The organism is Streptomyces sp. NBC_01689, from assembly GCF_036250675.1.
In the GTDB taxonomy this organism is placed as follows: domain Bacteria; phylum Actinomycetota; class Actinomycetes; order Streptomycetales; family Streptomycetaceae; genus Streptomyces.
In genome coordinates, this window is sequence record NZ_CP109592.1 from 7,094,985 (window position 1) to 7,111,251 (window position 16,267).

The 16,267-nt window shown below is 69.3% G+C and carries 10 protein-coding genes, 1 tRNA gene and 1 pseudogene; 3 read left to right on the forward strand and 9 right to left on the reverse strand.

The features are described 5' to 3' along the window. Positions 1-179 precede the first annotated feature (179 nt). The gene (pyk, locus tag OG776_RS30300) at positions 180-1,616 is read left to right on the forward strand and encodes a pyruvate kinase (protein ID WP_148013504.1); all 1,437 of its coding nucleotides are present in this window, start codon (positions 180-182) and stop codon (positions 1,614-1,616) included. Between the two features lie 10 nt (positions 1,617-1,626). Here the strand turns inward: pyk and OG776_RS30305 are convergent. Both OG776_RS30305 and OG776_RS30310 read right to left on the reverse strand, forming a co-directional pair. Beyond that, positions 1,627-2,159, reverse strand: a pseudogene (locus OG776_RS30305) (hypothetical protein). An 87-nt stretch (positions 2,160-2,246) separates the two neighbouring features. Continuing rightward, positions 2,247-2,329 (reverse strand) — tRNA-Leu (locus tag OG776_RS30310). A 100-nt stretch (positions 2,330-2,429) separates the two neighbouring features. On the opposite strand from OG776_RS30310, the gene OG776_RS30315 reads away from it, so the two are divergent. Then, positions 2,430-3,086, forward strand: a complete 657-nt coding sequence (locus OG776_RS30315) for an ANTAR domain-containing response regulator (RefSeq protein ID WP_148013503.1) — start codon at positions 2,430-2,432, stop codon at positions 3,084-3,086. Between the two features lie 79 nt (positions 3,087-3,165). Here OG776_RS30315 and OG776_RS30320 read toward each other — a convergent pair whose 3' ends face one another. The 7 genes from OG776_RS30320 to OG776_RS30350 all read right to left on the reverse strand — a co-directional run bounded on the left by OG776_RS30320 (position 3,166) and on the right by OG776_RS30350 (position 12,931). Continuing rightward, entirely contained in the window at positions 3,166-3,882 is a 717-nt protein-coding gene (locus OG776_RS30320) for an ABC transporter ATP-binding protein (protein WP_148013502.1), read from the reverse strand. Continuing rightward, on the reverse strand, positions 3,879-5,009 hold the full coding sequence (locus OG776_RS30325) for an ABC transporter ATP-binding protein (RefSeq protein ID WP_329322855.1): 1,131 nt from the start codon (positions 5,007-5,009) through the stop codon (positions 3,879-3,881). Before OG776_RS30325 ends, OG776_RS30320 begins: the two co-directional genes overlap by 4 nt. Positions 5,010-5,014: 5 nt before the next feature. Then, positions 5,015-6,787, reverse strand: a complete 1,773-nt coding sequence (locus OG776_RS30330) for a branched-chain amino acid ABC transporter permease (protein ID WP_329323782.1) — start codon at positions 6,785-6,787, stop codon at positions 5,015-5,017. Between the two features lie 5 nt (positions 6,788-6,792). Continuing rightward, on the reverse strand, positions 6,793-7,725 hold the full coding sequence (locus OG776_RS30335; RefSeq protein WP_148013501.1) for a branched-chain amino acid ABC transporter permease: 933 nt from the start codon (positions 7,723-7,725) through the stop codon (positions 6,793-6,795). Between the two features lie 130 nt (positions 7,726-7,855). Then, entirely contained in the window at positions 7,856-9,076 is a 1,221-nt protein-coding gene (locus OG776_RS30340; protein ID WP_148013500.1) for a branched-chain amino acid ABC transporter substrate-binding protein, read from the reverse strand. 1,032 nt (positions 9,077-10,108) lie between these two features. Next, complete coding sequence (locus tag OG776_RS30345) at positions 10,109-10,597, reverse strand: PaaI family thioesterase (RefSeq protein WP_148013499.1); 489 nt, start codon at positions 10,595-10,597, stop codon at positions 10,109-10,111. Positions 10,598-10,651: 54 nt separating this feature from the next. Beyond that, entirely contained in the window at positions 10,652-12,931 is a 2,280-nt protein-coding gene (locus OG776_RS30350) for an FdhF/YdeP family oxidoreductase (RefSeq protein WP_329322856.1), read from the reverse strand. A gap of 123 nt (positions 12,932-13,054) precedes the next feature. Between OG776_RS30350 and polA the strand changes: the two genes are divergently transcribed. Next, a complete protein-coding gene (gene polA / locus OG776_RS30355; RefSeq protein WP_148013497.1) occupies positions 13,055-15,781 on the forward strand; it encodes a DNA polymerase I in 2,727 nt (908 codons plus the stop codon). Positions 15,782-16,267: the final 486 nt, after the last annotated feature.

Consider the following 16,267-nt stretch of genomic DNA (forward strand, 5'->3'; position numbering starts at 1 on the left):
CGCCCGCCGCCGTCCCGCACCGCGTCGACAGACGGAACGGCCACCCCCGAACCCTTCATCCGCTCATCAGAGCGCCCCCACGCACAATTCAACAGTTGTCAATAATCCTTCACGCAAAGGTTGTTGAGTAGACATGCACGGCCAAATCTCTACCCACGGGTAAGGCCTAGGCTCAGACCATGCGCCGAGCGAAAATCGTCTGCACCCTGGGCCCCGCCACCGACTCCTACGACCAGATCAAAGCCCTGGTCGACGCCGGAATGGACGTAGCCCGCTTCAACCTCAGCCATGGCACCCACGCCGAACACGAGGACCGCTACCAGCGCGTACGCAAGGCCGCCGACGAAACCGGCCGCAGCATCGGACTCCTCGCCGACCTTCAAGGCCCGAAGATCCGACTCGGCCGCTTCACCGAAGGCCCCGTACTCCTTGAACGCGGAGACACCTTCACCATCACCGTCGAAGAAGGCGCCCAGGGCGACCGCCACACCTGCGGCACCACCTACACCGGACTCGCCACCGATGTCACCCCCGGTGAGCGCATCCTCGTCGACGACGGAAAAGTCTGCCTCGAAGTCACCGGCGTCGACGGCCCCCGCGTCCACACCACCGTCATCGAAGGCGGCATGGTCTCCGACCACAAAGGCCTCAACCTCCCCGGCGTCGCCGTCTCCGTCCCCGCCCTCTCCGACAAGGACGAAGCAGACCTCCGCTGGGCCCTGCGCACCGGCTTCGACGTCATCGCCCTCTCCTTCGTCCGCACCGGCGACGACATCCACGACGTCCACCGCATCATGGACGAAGAAGGCCGCCGCCTCCCCGTCATCGCCAAGGTCGAGAAACCCCAGGCCGTCGACAACATCGACGGCATCGTCGCCGCCTTCGACGGCATCATGGTCGCCCGCGGCGACCTCGGCGTCGAAATGCCCCTCGAACAAGTCCCCATCGTCCAGAAACGCGCCATCAAACTGGCCAAGCGCAACGCCAAACCGGTCATCGTCGCCACCCAGATGCTCGACTCCATGATCGACCACTCCCGCCCCACCCGCGCGGAAGCCTCCGACGTCGCCAACGCCGTCGTCGACGGCACCGACGCCGTCATGCTCTCCGGCGAGACCAGCGTCGGCAAACACCCCATCACCACCGTCCGCACCATGGCACGCATCGTCGCCGCCGCCGAGGAAGACATCCTCGCCACCGGCCTGCCACCCCTCACCGAACGCAACAAGCCCCGCACCCACGGCGGCGCCGTCGCCCGCGCGGCCGCCGAGATGGGCGACTTCCTCGGCGCCAAGTTCCTCGTCGCCTTCACCCAGTCCGGCGACACCGTCCGCCGCCTCTCCCGCTACCGCTCACCCATCCCGCTGCTCGCCTTCACCCCGGACCCGGCGACCCGCTCCCAGCTCAGCCTGACCTGGGGCGTCGAGACCTACCTCGGCCCGCACGTCGGCTCCACCGACGCGATGGTCGACCAGGTCGACGAACTGCTGCTGAAGTACGGCCGCTGCCAGAAGGGCGACATCGTGGTCATCACGGCCGGCTCCCCGCCCGGCGTCTCCGGCACGACCAACCTCGTCCGCGTCCACCACATCGGAGAGGACGACAGCCCCAAGTAGGCAGGTCTTTTCAGTACTTGGGGCCGACGTGGGCGTCCATGAGCGCGACGGAGGCCCCGCGGGCGACGGAGATGTTGTACGGGTTCCCGCCGCGGGTGCAGTGCGTCCACCGGACGCCGAGCGTGTCCAGGGTGTCGGTGTAGGGCCGCCGGATGTCGTCGGACATGTTGGTGAAGAAGTACCGGGGATATTCGTAGCGCTTGCGCTCACCGCCGACGACGCGGGTCGTCCAGTTGGTGATCCGGCATCCGTCGGAGTGGATCAGGCCCCGGACGCATTCCCACGGGTGGGCGCCGACGATGTCCTGCTGCCAGGGTTCGAGGACGATGGGGCGCTCGTGTTTCTTTCCCGGGCCGTGTTGCGGAAACATGCAGTGCAGGTGCTTGGAGTAGACCTTCACATTGCGGCAGCCCGATCCTGATGCTTCCAGTAGCCGACTGTCCCCAGCGGGACATTGAATCGCCGAGCCACGTCCGCGTTCCTCACCCCGTTGCGCAACAGTGTGAGCGCCTGCTGTCGAACTTCAGTTCCGTGTTGGATCATGTGACCACCCTGCGTCACTGACCGTAACGACACGCAGCAAAAAGCGGATGTTCACGAGAAGGTGAACATCCGCTTGGCCGGAGACTGTGCCGGGTGCGGGATTCGAACCCGCAAGCCCTCACGGGCAGAGGTGTTTGAGACCTCCGTGTATGCCGTTCCACCAACCCGGCGAGACTGGCTGTCCGGAAGCATACCGGGTGACCACAGGCCGCTGCAGCTAGGTAGGCTCTTGGGCAGCAGCACTTGCCCGGCCCGTACCGAGGAGCCCCCGTGACCGCCCCCGAGTCGCCCCAGCCCGTAGACGCGCCCGACGACGACAAGTCGCACGTGCCTCCGCTGACGACCCGTGTCGTCATCGCCGAGGACGAGGCGCTGATCCGTCTCGATCTGAAAGAGATGCTCGAGGAGGAGGGCTACTCCGTCGTGGGTGAGGCGGGGGACGGTGAGCAGGCCGTCGAGCTGGCCCGTGAGCACAAGCCCGATCTGGTGATCCTCGACGTGAAGATGCCGAAGCTGGACGGTATCTCGGCGGCGGAGAAGATCGCGGAGGAGGGCATCGCCCCGGTTTTGATGCTGACGGCGTTCTCGCAGCGCGATCTGGTGGAGCGGGCGCGGGACGCGGGTGCGATGGCGTATCTGGTGAAGCCGTTCAGCAAGAGTGATGTCGTGCCGGCGATCGAGATGGCCGTGTCGCGGTTCGCGGAGCTGAAGCAGTTGGAGCAGGAGGTCGCGGACCTGAGTCTGCGGCTGGAGACGCGGAAGCTGGTGGACCGGGCGAAGTCGGTGTTGCAGACGGAGTACGGGCTGACGGAGCCGGCGGCGTTCCGGTGGATCCAGAAGACGTCGATGGACCGGCGGATGTCGATGCAGCAGGTGGCCGAGGCGGTCATCGCGGACGCCGCGGAGAAGAAGTCGTCGAAGGGTTAGTCCTGGCGCGTGTGGGTGTGCGAAGAGGCCCGCGTCCCTGTGTGGGGGCGCGGGCCTCTTCGTGTGTGCGGGCGGGGTGTCAGTCCTCGCCGAGGTAGGCCTTGCGTACGGACTCGTCGTGCAGGAGGTCCTGTCCGGTTCCGGAGAGCACGATGTTGCCGACTTCCATGACGTGTCCCTGGTCGGCGAGGGAGAGCGCCGCCTGGGCGTTCTGTTCGACGAGGAGGATGGTCGTGCCGTCGGCCTTGAGTTCGGCGATGGTGGCCATGATCTTCTGCATCATGATCGGGGAGAGGCCCATGGAGGGTTCGTCGAGCATGAGCAGTTTGGGCTGGGACATGAGGGCGCGGCCCATGGCGAGCATCTGCTGTTCGCCGCCGGAGAGGGTTCCGGCGGCCTGCTTGCGGCGTTCCCCGAGGATGGGGAAGAGGTCGTAGGCGCGCTGGATGTCTTTCTCGATGCCTGCTTTGTCGGTGCGGAGGAAGGCTCCGAGCTGGAGGTTCTCGGTGATGGTGAGCCGGGGGAAGATGTGGCGTCCCTCGGGGGAGTGGGCGAGGCCGAGGGAGACGATCTTGTGGGCGGGGACTCCGGTGAGGGGTTGTCCGTCGAAGGTGATGCGGCCGGAGACGGGCTTGAGGAGGCCGGAGAGGGTGCGCAGGGTGGTGGTCTTGCCGGCGCCGTTGGTGCCGATGAGGGTGACGATCTGGCCGGCTTCGACGGAGAAGGAGATGCCCTTGACGGCTTCGATCTTGCCGTAGGCGACCTTGAGGTCTTCGACCTCGAGCAGTGCGGTCACTGGGCGTTTCCTTCCTTGCTGGTGGTGCTCTCCGCGGAGGTGTCGTCCTGGGCGGCTTCCGGGGTCCCGGTGGTGGGCGGGGTCGCCGGGGCGTCCGGGGTGTCGGCCGGTTCCGTGGTGTCGGCCGGTTCCGTGGTGTCGGCCGGTTCCGTGGTCTCCGGGGTGGTGGCCGGGCCGGTCGTGTCGGCGGGTTCGGTCGTGCCGTCGGGGTCCGGGGTGTCGGCCGTTTCCGTCGTGTCGGCGGGTTCGGCGGTGGCCTGTGCGGGCACGACGGGTGCGGTCGCCGTCGCGGTGCCGCCGGCTTCGGCGGCTTCGACCTCGGCGAGTTCGTCGGCGCCGGGGGCGCCTTCGAAGGGGGTGCCGAGGTAGGCGGCGATGACGCGTTCGTCGCCCTGGACGACGTCGGAGGTGCCTTCGACGAGTTTCTCGCCCTGGACGAGGCAGGCGACGCGGTCGGAGAGGTTGAAGATGAAGCGCATGTCGTGCTCGATGACGAGGACGGCGATGCCGCGGTCGCGGATGGCGAAGACGAGGTCCTCGGTGGCGCGGGTCTCCTGGGGGTTCATGCCGGCGGTGGGTTCGTCCAGGAGGAGGAGGCCGGGTTCGCTGGCCATGGCGCGGGCGATCTCCAGCTTGCGCTGTTCGCCGTAGGGGAGGTTGCGGGAGAGGTGGTCGGCCTTGTGGGCGAGGCCGATGAACTCCAGCAGTTCCATGGCGCGTTCGCGGGAGGCGGCTTCGGCCTTGCGGAAGCCGGGGCCGCGCAGGAGGGCGGACCAGAGGCCTTCTTTGGTGCGGGTGTGGCGGCCGACGAGCACGTTCTCCAGGACGGTCATGTTGGCGAAGAGCCGGATGTTCTGGAAGGTGCGGGCGATGCCGGCGCTGGTGACGAGGTGGGGTTTGGGCGGGAGGACGGTGCCCTTGTAGGAGACCTTGCCCTCGGTGGGGACGTAGAGGCCGGTGAGGCAGTTGAAGAAGGTGGTCTTGCCGGCGCCGTTGGGGCCGATGAGGCCGACGATCTCTCCGGTGTTGACGGTGAGGTCGACGCTGCGGACGGCGGTGAGGCCGCCGAAGCGCATGGTGACGCCGCTGGCCTCGAGGACGGGGCTGGGGGCTGTGGTGGTGGTCATGTGGGTCACGCCCCTGCCTTGGTGACGCCGACGGTGGAGTCGGGCAGGCCCTGTTCGGGGATGTCGATGGTCTCGTCGGCTTCGTGGAACTCGAGTTGGCGGCGACGGTTGGCGATGATTCCCTCGGGGCGGAAGCGCATGAGGATGACGAGCGCGGCGCCGAAGGCGAGGAGCTGGTACTCCTTCAGGAAGCTGAGCTTCTCGGGGAGCATGTAGAGCAGGGTGGCGCCGAGGATGGGGCCGTTGACGGTGCCCATGCCGCCGAGGACGACCGCGGCGAGGAGGAACGCGGAGTTCGGGGGTACGGAGCCGGCGAACTGGTACGGGGCCGGGTTGACGCTGTAGCCGACGTGGGCGCTGACCGTGCCGGCGAGGCCGGCGAGGGAGGCGCCGAGGGCGAAGGCGATGAGCTTGACGCGGAAGCCGTTGATGCCCATGGCGGTGGCGGCGGTCTCGTCCTCGCGGATGGCGATCCAGGAGCGGCCGATGCGGGAGTCGGCGGCGCGGTTGAAGACCAGGACGACGAGTCCGGTGATGATCAGCATCAGCAGGAAGTAGTTGGCGAACCGGCCGAGGGTGAATCCGGCGATGTCGTGGCTGTTGCCGAAGTTGAACCCGAAGATGTTGAGGTCGGGGATCATCGAGATGCCGTTGGGGCCGTTGGTGAGGTTGGGTCCGGAGGAGCCGTCGAGGTTGTTGACGGTGATGCGGAAGATCTCTCCGAAGCCGAGGGTGACGATGGCGAGGTAGTCGCCGCGCAGTCGCAGGGTGGGGGCGCCGATGAGGACGCCGAAGACGAGCGATGCGGCCATGCCGGTGAGCATGGCGGCCCAGAAGGGGAACTGGACGCCGGAGAAGCGGGAGAACTCGGAGCCGGAGACGAGGGCGGCGGCGTAGGCGCCGACGCCGAGGAAGGCGACGTATCCGAGGTCGAGGAGGCCGGTGAGGCCGACGACGATGTTGAGGCCGAGGGCGACGGTGGCGACGACGAGGATGTTCACGCCGAGGTTGGCGTTGTGCTCGTCGCTCTCGACGAAGGGGAAGATCGCGGCGGCGAGGAAGGCCATGGAGGTGGCGAATCCCTTGTGCCGGGCGTTGAGTTGGGCGAAGCGGTCGAAGAGTCCGGCGGCGAGGAGGGCCCAGGTGCCGAAGACGACGAGGAACAGGTAGCCCAGGAACGTTTCGCTTGCCTCGGGGTCGACGCCGATGCCGTAGCTGAAGACGATCAGGGCGACGGCGGTGGCGGCGGTGATGGCGAGGCGTTCGCCCCAGGCGGGGAGCTTGGCGGGGGCGGGGATGTTCTCGGGCTTGGTGACGTAGTCCTTGAAGGTGTCACCGGGCTTGGGGAGTGCGAGGGCGCCGAGGAGGGCGACGAGGGAGCCGACGGCGGCGATGTAGGCGCCGGGGTCGAGGGCGACGAGGCCCTTGAGGTCGACGGCGATGGCGATGGCGCTGAACCAGCTGACGGTGAACGCGGCGGTGGCGGCGAGGACGACGGGCTGGGTGGCGCGTGCCGGGTTGAGCCAGCCGAGGCCGCGGACGTTCCAGAGGGTCAGGGTGTAGAGGAGGGCGAGGAGGCCGGCGACGAGGTCGAGGATCTGGAGTCCGGCGGGGGAGCCGTAGTAGGTGAGGTCCCCGGGGAAGTCGGACGTGTAGGTCCAGGACATGAAGGTGCTGGCGATGCTGGCGACGGCGCCGACGGCGAGGAGGGCGCGGGCGGCGGTCTCGGGGAGTGCGACGAGGCCGCGGGCGGGGGTGGTGGTCTCGGTGGTTGCCATGGTGCTCACGCCCTGTCCGCGACGCGTTCGCCGACCAGGCCTTGTGGCCTGAACAGCAGTACGAGGATGAGGAGGACGAAGGCCCAGACGGAGGACCAGCCGCCGCCGCCGAGCTGCTGCATGCCGGGGATGCCGTCGATGTAGGAGGTGGCCAGGGTCTCGGCGAGGCCGAGGACGAGGCCGCCGATCATGGCGCCGTAGATGTTGCCGATGCCGCCGAGGACGGCCGCGGTGAAGGCTTTGAGGCCCATCTGGAAGCCCATGTCGAACTTGACGGTGCCGTAGCGCAGTCCGTAGGCGACGGAGGCGACGGCGGCGAAGAAGCCGCCGATGGCGAAGGCGATGACGATGATGCGGTTGGTGTCGATGCCCATGAGCTGTGCGGTGTCCGGGTCCTGTGCGGTGGCCTGCATGGCGCGGCCGGTGCGGGACATGCGGACGAACAGGGCGAGGGCCGCCATGCAGAGGGGGGCGGCGATGATGACGAAGACGCTGCCGCTCTGGACGCTGACGGAGCCGATGTGTACGGGTCCGAAGGGGAGTTGGGGGAACTTGAGGTCGTTCTTGGCGTTCGGGTACCAGTTGAAGACGACCTGCTGGAGTGCGAGGGAGAGGCCGATGGCGGTGATGAGTGGTGCGAGGCGTGGTGCGCCGCGTAGCGGACGGTAGGCGAACCGTTCGGCTCCGACGGCGATGAGGACGGCGACGAGGCCTCCGCCGATGAGCATCGCCGGAAGGGCTATCCACATGGATGTGCCGTCGGGCAGGACGTAGAGGTAGACCGAGAGTGCGCCGAAGCCTCCGGTCATGAAGATCTCGCCGTGGGCGAAGTTGATGAGCTGGACGATGCCGTACACCATCGTGTAGCCGATGGCGATCAGCCCGTACATCGAGCCGAGGAACAGCCCGTTGGCCAGCTGCTGCGGCAGGGTGTTCACCGCATGGCCTCCATGTGGGTGGGGAGAGTGAACGGGAGTATGGAGCGGGCCGCGCGGTGACGTGTGGTCGAGGCCGCGCGGCCCTGGGGTTGTGCTAGCGGCGGATCGGATCCGGGGGGATCAGATCGGGTCAGCCGTTGAACGTGCCGCTCTTCACGGCCTTCCACTTGCCGTCGACGACCTGGTAGACGGTGAGCTGCTTGTTGGTGGTGTCACCGAACTCGTCGAAGGCGACGGGGCCGGCGATGCCGTCGAACTTGGTCTTCTGGACCTCGTCGACGATCTTGGCGCGGGCGTCGTCGGGGACCTTGCCGTCCTTCACGACGTTGCCGATGGCCTTGATGATGGCGGTGGCGGCGTCGTAGGAGTAGCCGCCGTAGGTGCCGTAGTCGCCCTTGAGGCCGGAGGCCTTGTACTTCTTGATGAACTCGGCGGCGGAGGGCAGGGAGTCGACGGGCTGGCCGACCGAGGTGACGAGGTCGCCCTCGGAGGTCTTGCCGGCGGTCTGGATGTAGGTGTCGCTGAACATGCCGTCGCCGCCGAAGAGCGGGATCTTGGCGCCGCCGTCCTTGAGCTGCTTGGTGAGCTTCTCGGACTCGTCGTACTGGCCGCCGTAGTAGACGAGGTCGGCCTTGGAGTTCTTGATCTTGGTGACGAGGGCGGAGAAGTCGGTGTCGCCGGTGTTGACGTGGTCCTCGCCCGCGACCTTGCCGCCGCCCTTGGTGAAGCCGGCCTTGAACAGCTTGGCGAGGCCGGCGCCGTAGGTCTGCTTGTCGTCGACGACGAAGACGTTCTTCTTCTTGAGCGTCGTGGTCGCGTACTCGGCCGCGAAGCCGCCCTGGAGGGCGTCGGTGGTGGCGGTGCGGAAGTACGTCTTGAACGGGCGGGACTTCGAGGTCTGCCAGTTCTTGCCCTGGGTGAGTTCGGGCGCGGTGTTGGAGGGCGAGATCTCGACCAGGTTGGCGGTCGCGAAGACCTGCTGCATCTGGGTGGCGACACCGGAGTTGAGGGGGCCGACGACGCCGAGCACCTTGTCGTTGCCGACGAGGGCGGTGGCGTTCTGCTGGCCGCTGGCCGGGATCGCCTTGTCGTCGAGCGCCTGGACCTTGAAGGTCACGCCGGGGACGGTGTTGTTCTTGTTGGCGTCGTCGACGGCGATCTGGACGCCGCCCTGGATGCCGAGGCCGGTGGCGGAGTTCTGACCGGTCAGCGGGGCGTCGACACCGATGATGATCTCGGTCTTCTTGCCGCTGTCCTTGTTACCACCGTCGTCGCGCGAACCGCAGGCGGTCAGCGTGAGTGCTCCCGTGGTGAGCACGGAGGTGAGTATGACCAAAGAACGCTGTCGCACGATGATTCCTCTCCCTGGCGCAGCAGCTCGGCTGAGCCGCTGTGAGTCTCGCCGGGCCGTACTGGTGGTACCGATGCCGTGCTGCAGACGCGCCCGGCGGCGCGGTGACTGGCCGTGACTCTAAGCCTGTCTGTGGGCCCCGGCATCGCCGTGGGCTGGCTTGTGACTTTCTTGTTATGACGTGCTGGTTGGTGAGCTTCGAGGAAGGGCGCTCTCAGCCGGTTTGGCGGAAATTCTGCGAAGTCCACATGTTGAGAATCCGCACTTCCGGTTGTGCGTGGGTGAGCGTCGTGGTGGGAAGGCGCCGCAGGTCGGGTGGAGGAGTAGGGGAAGATCCTTCGGGGTACTGGTCTTCGGGGGGCGAACTCCGGTGCTGTATTGCGCGCGTGTTACGCAGCGTTACGGCGGGCGGGGGGAGTTGGGCGCCGAGGGGGAGTCCGGGACGCTCGGTCACGGAGGTGCGGGCCGTGATCCACCGGGTTGTCCTGGGGTGCGCGGTAAGGGGCGCATGGGGTGGGTCCGGGTGGGAAGTCCGTCGGAGCGGTGATGATCCCGAGAGCGGGGGAGACGTCACAACGGGGGATGCCGCGAGGGGAGTCGGGGCGGACGGGGTGTGACTCGGCTTCCGTTCGGGGGCGTTGGCGGGTGCGGGTTCGGCCGTACCGGCGGGCGTCCGTGCGCGCTCGTGGCGTGTCCCGTGCGAGGGGGCGTCAACTCCGTTGCTTCCGGCGATTCGTGAGGGAGTGACAGGTGGGGCGCGCGGCCATGTCGGCGGCGCGGCCGGGGGCGTGCGAGGGGCGCGTGCGGGGCGCGCCGGACAGGGCCGGGGGCAACTCCCGTCCTCGCGGGCCCGCTTGGAAGCGGTCGTGGCGGGCCGCCGTCTCGCCGCCGCTGGTCGGCCGGGGCCGGCTCCCGTGTCCGGCCTCGTCGCTTCGTGGTGCCGCCTCCGCGTTCGTCCGCGGACGGCCGAAGGGCCCGGCCGTCCGCCGAGGGGGCGGGTGGCCGGGCCCGGGGGCCGTGCGGGGCGGGGGGTCAGCCCTGGGCGCGTACGTGCTGTTCGTCGCCGGGCCTCACGTCGCGGAGCAGGCAGGTCAGTCGCGCGGTGCACACGCGCTTGCCGTCCTCGTCGGTGATGACGATCTCGTACGTGGCGGTGGAGCGCCCGCGGTGGACGGGTGTGGCCACGCCGGTGACGAGGCCGGAGCGGGCGCCGCGGTGGTGGGTGCAGTTCAGGTCGACGCCGACGGCGATCTTGGAGCTGCCGCCGTGCAGCATGGAGCCGACGGAGCCGAGGGTCTCCGCGAGGACGGCGGAGGCGCCGCCGTGGAGGAGTCCGTACGGCTGGGTGTTGCCCTCGACGGGCATGGTGCCGACGACCCGGTCCGCGGAGGCTTCGACGATCTGCACGCCCATACGGGTGCCGAGGTGGCCCGCGGAGAAGAGGGCGGGCAGGTCGACACCGAGCGCGGCGTACTCGTCGAGGACCTCTTGCGGGAACTTCACGTGGCTCTGCTCGCCCATGGGGGCCGGCTCCGATCGTCGTCGATCTCTCTTGCTGACGTCCTGAGCAAACGCTCAGTCGGTGGCCGATTGTTCCAGACGGACCACGACGGACTTGCTGGCCGGGGTGTTGCTGGTGTCGGCGGTGGCGTCGAGCGGGACGAGGACGTTGGTCTCCGGGTAGTAGGAGGCCGCGCAGCCGAGGGCGGTCGGGTAGTGCACGACACGGAATCCGGGGGCGCGCCGTTCCAGGCCGTCCTGCCATTCGCTGACGAGGTCGACGTACGAGCCGTCGGCGACGCCGAGCGCGCGGGCGTCCCGCGGGTTGACCAGGACGACCCGGCGGCCGTTCTTGATGCCCCGGTAGCGGTCGTCCAGGCCGTAGATCGTGGTGTTGTACTGGTCGTGGGAGCGCAGCGTCTGCAGCAGCAGCCGGCCCTCGGGGAGTTTCGGGTACTCGACGGGCGCGGCGGTGAAGTTGGCCTTGCCGGTTGCGGTCGGGAAGCGGCGTTCGTCGCGCGGGGCGTGCGGGAGGGCGAATCCGGCGGGGTCGGCGACGCGCGCGTTGAAGTCCTCGAATCCGGGGACGACCCGCGAGATGCGGTCACGGACGGTCGCGTAGTCCTTCTCGAACTCCTCCCAGGGGGTGCGGGAGTCGTCGCCGAGGACGCGGCGGGCGAGGCGGCAGACGATGGCCGGTTCGGAGAGCAGGTGGGTGCTCGCGGGGGCCAGGCGGCCGCGTGAGGCGTGGACCATGCCCATGGAGTCCTCGACGGTGACGAACTGCTCGCCGCCGCCCTGGAGGTCGCGCTCGGTGCGGCCGAGGGTGGGCAGGATCAGGGCGCGGGCGCCGGTGACCACGTGGGAGCGGTTGAGTTTCGTCGAGACGTGCACGGTGAGGCGGGCGCGGCGCATGGCGGCCTCGGTCACCTCGGTGTCGGGGGACGCGGAGACGAAGTTGCCGCCCATGGCGAAGAAGACCTTCGCGTCGCCGTCGCGCAGGGCGCGGATGGCGCGGACGACGTCGTAGCCGTGCGCGCGGGGCGGGGCGAAGCCGAACTCCTTCTCCAGGGCGTCGAGGAAGGCGGGGGCGGGGCGCTCGAAGATGCCCATGGTGCGGTCGCCCTGCACGTTCGAGTGGCCGCGGACGGGGCAGACGCCCGCGCCGGGGCGGCCGATGTTGCCGCGCAGCAGCAGGAAGTTGACGACTTCGCGGATCGTGGGCACGGAGTGCTTGTGCTGGGTGAGGCCCATGGCCCAGCAGACGATGGTGCGCCGTGAGGCGAGGACCATGGCGAGGGCTTCGTCGATCTCGGCGCGGGTGAGGCCGGTGGCGGTGAGGGTCTCGTCCCAGTCGGCGGCGCGGGCGGCGGCGGCGAACTCCTCGAAGCCGTGGGTGTGCTCGGCGACGAACTCCTGGTCGACGGCGCCCTCCGTGTCGAGGACGAGTTTGTTCAGGATGCGGAAGAGGGCCTGGTCGCCGCCGAGGCGGATCTGCAGGAACAGGTCGGTGAGGGCGGCGCCCTTGATCATGCCCTGCGGGGTCTGCGGGTTCTTGAAGCGCTCCAGGCCGGCCTCGGGGAGCGGGTTCACGCTGATGATCTTCGCGCCGCCGGCCTTTGCCTTCTCCAGGGCGGAGAGCATGCGGGGGTGGTTCGTGCCGGGGTTCTGCCCGGCGACGATGATCAGGTCCGCTTGGTGGAGGTCGTCGAGCAGGACGCTGCCCTTGCCGACGCCTATGGTCTCGGTGAGGGCGGATCCCGAGGACTCGTGGCACATGTTCGAGCAGTCGGGCAGGTTGTTCGTGCCGAGTTCGCGGGCGAAGAGCTGGTAGAGGAACGCGGCTTCGTTGCTCGTGCGTCCGGAGGTGTAGAAGAGGGCCTCGTCGGGGGAGCCGAGCGCGGCGAGTTCCTCGGCGACGATGTCGAAGGCGCGCTCCCAGGTCACCGGTTCGTAGTGGTCGGCGCCTTCGGGCAGGTACATGGGGTGGGTGAGGCGGCCCTGCTGTCCGAGCCAGTAGCCGCTGCGGCCGGAGAGGTCGGCGACGGGGTGCGCGGCGAAGAACTCGGGGGTGACCCGGCGCAGGGTCGCCTCCTCGGCGACGGCCTTCGCGCCGTTCTCGCAGAATTCCGCGGTGTGCCGGTGCTCGGGCTCGGGCCAGGCGCAGCCGGGGCAGTCGAAGCCGTCCTTCTGGTTGACCCTGAGCAGGGTGAGGGCGGTGCGGCGCACGCCCATCTGCTGCTGGGCGATCCGCAGGGTGTGTCCGATCGCGGGCAGCCCGGCCGCCGCGTGCTTCGGTCCTTCGACCTGGGGCGCGTCCTGGACCGGATCGCTCTTGGGCGGCTTGCTGGCCATCGCTGAACCCCTTCGCGTGCCTGGTGTGCGGTACCTCTTCGATCCTCGCACGGGCTGCCGGGGACGGGTGCGGCCGGTCCCGGACGGTCCGCGCTGTCAGTGGGGCGTGGCAGGATCGGGGGCGTGGCAGAAACAGCATCGAAGAAGACCGAGAAGACCGAGGGTGCGAGCCGTCCGCGTCTGATGCTCATGGATGGGCACTCGCTGGCGTACCGTGCGTTCTTCGCGCTGCCCGCGGAGAACTTCACGACCGCGAGCGGCCAGCCGACGAACGCGATCTACGGTTTCGCGTCGATGCTGGCGAACACGCTGCGCGACGAGGCGCCCACGCATTTCGCGGTGGCGTTCGACGTGTCGCGCAAGACCTGGCGCTCCGAGGAGTTCACGGAGTACAAGGCGAACCGGTCGAAGACCCCGGACGAGTTCAAGGGCCAGGTCGAGCTGATCGGTGAGCTGCTGGACGCGATGCACGCGCAGCGGTTCGCGGTGGACGGCTTCGAGGCGGACGACATCATCGCGACGCTGGCCACGCAGGCGGAGGCCGAGGGCTTCGAGGTCCTGATCGTCACCGGTGACCGTGACTCGTTCCAGCTCGTCTCGGAGCACACGACGGTCCTGTATCCGACGAAGGGTGTCTCCGAGCTGACGCGGTTCACTCCGGAGAAGGTCGTCGAGAAGTACGGGTTGACGCCGGCGCAGTACCCCGACTTCGCGGCGCTGCGGGGTGACCCGTCGGACAACCTGCCGGGCATTCCGGGGGTGGGTGAGAAGACGGCCGCGAAGTGGATCAACCAGTTCGGTTCGTTCGCTGAGCTGGTCGAGCGGGTCGACGAGGTGAAGGGGAAGGCCGGCCAGAACCTCCGTGACCATCTGGAGGCGGTGCGGCTCAACCGTCGTCTCACCGAGATGGTGAAGGACGTGGAGCTGCCCCGGGCGGTCGTGGACCTGGAGCGCGCGGCGTACGACCGCACGGCCGTGGCGATGGTCCTGGACACGCTGGAGATCCGTAACCCGTCGCTGCGTGAGCGGCTGTTCGCGGTCGATCCCGGGGCGCAGGAGGCCGAGGCGGCGGCCCCGGTCGTCGCCGGTGTCGAGCTGGACGGTGCGGTGCTGGGCGCGGGCGAGCTGAAGCCGTGGCTGGCGGAGCACGGCGGGGCGGTCCTGGGTCTGGCCACGGTCGACGCGTGGGCGCTGGGCGCGGGCTCGGTCACGGAGATCGCGCTCGCCGCGGGGGAGGGGGCCGCGGCCTGGTTCGACCCCGCGCAGCTGGACGAGGGCGACGAGAACGCGTTCGCGCGGTGGCTCGCCGACCCCGCGAAGCCGAAGGTGCTGCACAACGCCAAGGGCGTGATGCGGGTCTTCGCCGAGCACGGCTGGAGCGTCGAGGGCGTGTCCATGGACACCGCGCTCGCCGCGTATCTGGTCAAGCCGGGCCGTCGTTCCTTCGCGCTGGACGCGCTGTCGCTGGAGTATCTCGGGCGGGAGCTGGGCCCGGCCGCGGCGGCCGACGGCCAGCTGGCCTTCGGCACGGACGACGGGGCCGAGGCCGAGGCGCTGATGGCGCAGGCGCGGACGATCCTCGACCTCGGTGAGGCGTTCGACGAGAAGCTGGTGGAGGTCGGCGCGGCCGATCTGCTGCGGGACATGGAGCTGCCGACGTCGGCGCTGCTGGCGCGGCTGGAGCGGTCCGGGATCGCGGCCGACCGGGCGCATCTGGAGGCCATGGAGCAGATGTTCGGGGCCGCCGTGCAGCAGGCGGTGAAGGAGGCGCACGCCTCCGTGGGCCACGAGTTCAACCTCGGCTCGCCCAAGCAGCTCCAGGAGGTCTTCTTCGGGGAGCTCGATCTGCCCAAGACGAAGAAGACGAAGACGGGTTACACGACGGACGCGGACGCGCTGGCCTGGCTGGCCAAGCAGACCGATCACGAGCTGCCCGTCGTCATGCTCCGCCACCGCGAGCAGGCGAAGCTGCGGGTGACCGTCGAGGGCCTGATCAAGTCGATCGCGGCGGACGGCCGGATCCACACGACCTTCAACCAGACGGTGGCGGCGACGGGCCGTCTGTCGTCGGTGGACCCGAACCTGCAGAACATCCCGGTGCGTACGGAGGAGGGCCGGGCGATCCGGCGCGGCTTCGTGGTCGGCGAGGGCTTCGAGTCGCTGATGACCGCGGACTACAGCCAGATCGAGCTGCGGGTGATGGCCCATCTGTCCGAGGACGAGGGCCTGCTGGAGGCGTTCACCTCGGGGGAGGACCTGCACACGACGGTGGCGTCCCAGGTGTTCTCCGTCGAGCGTTCGGCGGTGGACGCGGAGATGCGCCGCAAGATCAAGGCCATGTCGTACGGCCTGGCGTACGGGCTGTCGGCGTTCGGCCTGTCCCAGCAGCTGAACATCGAGGCGGGCGAGGCCCGGGCCCTGATGGACACGTACTTCGAGCGCTTCGGGGGTGTCCGGGACTATCTGCGCCGGGTCGTGGACGAGGCGCGGGCCACGGGCTACACGGAGACCCTGTTCGGGCGGCGCCGCTATCTGCCCGACCTGAACAGTGACAACCGTCAGCGGCGCGAGACGGCCGAACGCATGGCGCTGAACGCGCCGATCCAGGGCACGGCCGCGGACATCGTGAAGATCGCGATGCTGAACGTCGACCGGGCGCTGCGCGAGGCCGGTCTGAAGTCCCGGATGCTCCTCCAGGTCCACGACGAGATCGTCCTGGAGATCGCCCCGGGGGAGCGGGAGCGGACCGAGGAGCTCCTCCGCCGCGAGATGGCGTCCGCCGTCGAACTCCGGGCCCCGCTCGACGTCTCCGTCGGCTCGGGCCCCGACTGGGAATCGGCGGCGCACTAGCCTGCCGCGACCGGGGCTCGGGGCGACCGCGGACCCGGTGGCCGCGGATCGGGGACCCGAGCCGCCACGGGACCGGGACCGGCACGGTCGGGCGTCGGCCGTGGTCGGGCGGGGACCCCGGTCCGTCGCGGACACCGGCCCCGTACGACGTGCCCTCCGCCATCGACGGATCCACCGGCGACGGGGACCGGTCCGCCCGGTCACGTCCTCGACAGGCGAACGCTCACCCCGCCCGGCCCCCGACGACGGCCCTGACCGCGCCGGTAGGGGGCCGGAGAGCTGGCGACCTGGAAACTCCGTGGTCCGAGGACGGGGAGTCCGGGACTCGCTCCGGAGCCCGGGGTCGCAGAGGTCCGGGGGCCCCGATGGTCCAGGGCCAGAGGCTCGCGAAGCCATGGGGGACGGAGCACCGGAGCCCCGGGTCCGGACGCCTGAGCGCGGAGGCCTGAGCCCCAGGAGCCAGGAAGCAGGGGAACTCGCAGGTCC

Coding starts and splice junctions, on each gene's coding strand:
- pyk (WP_148013504.1), top strand. CDS start 180: ATGCGCCGAGCGAAAATCGTCTGCACCCTGGGCCCCGCCACCGACTCC.
- OG776_RS30325 (WP_329322855.1), bottom strand. CDS start 5,009: ATGACCACCACCACAGCCCCCAGCCCCGTCCTCGAGGCCAGCGGCGTC.
- OG776_RS30330 (WP_329323782.1), bottom strand. CDS start 6,787: ATGGCAACCACCGAGACCACCACCCCCGCCCGCGGCCTCGTCGCACTC.
- OG776_RS30345 (WP_148013499.1), bottom strand. CDS start 10,597: ATGGGCGAGCAGAGCCACGTGAAGTTCCCGCAAGAGGTCCTCGACGAG.
- OG776_RS30350 (WP_329322856.1), bottom strand. CDS start 12,931: ATGGCCAGCAAGCCGCCCAAGAGCGATCCGGTCCAGGACGCGCCCCAG.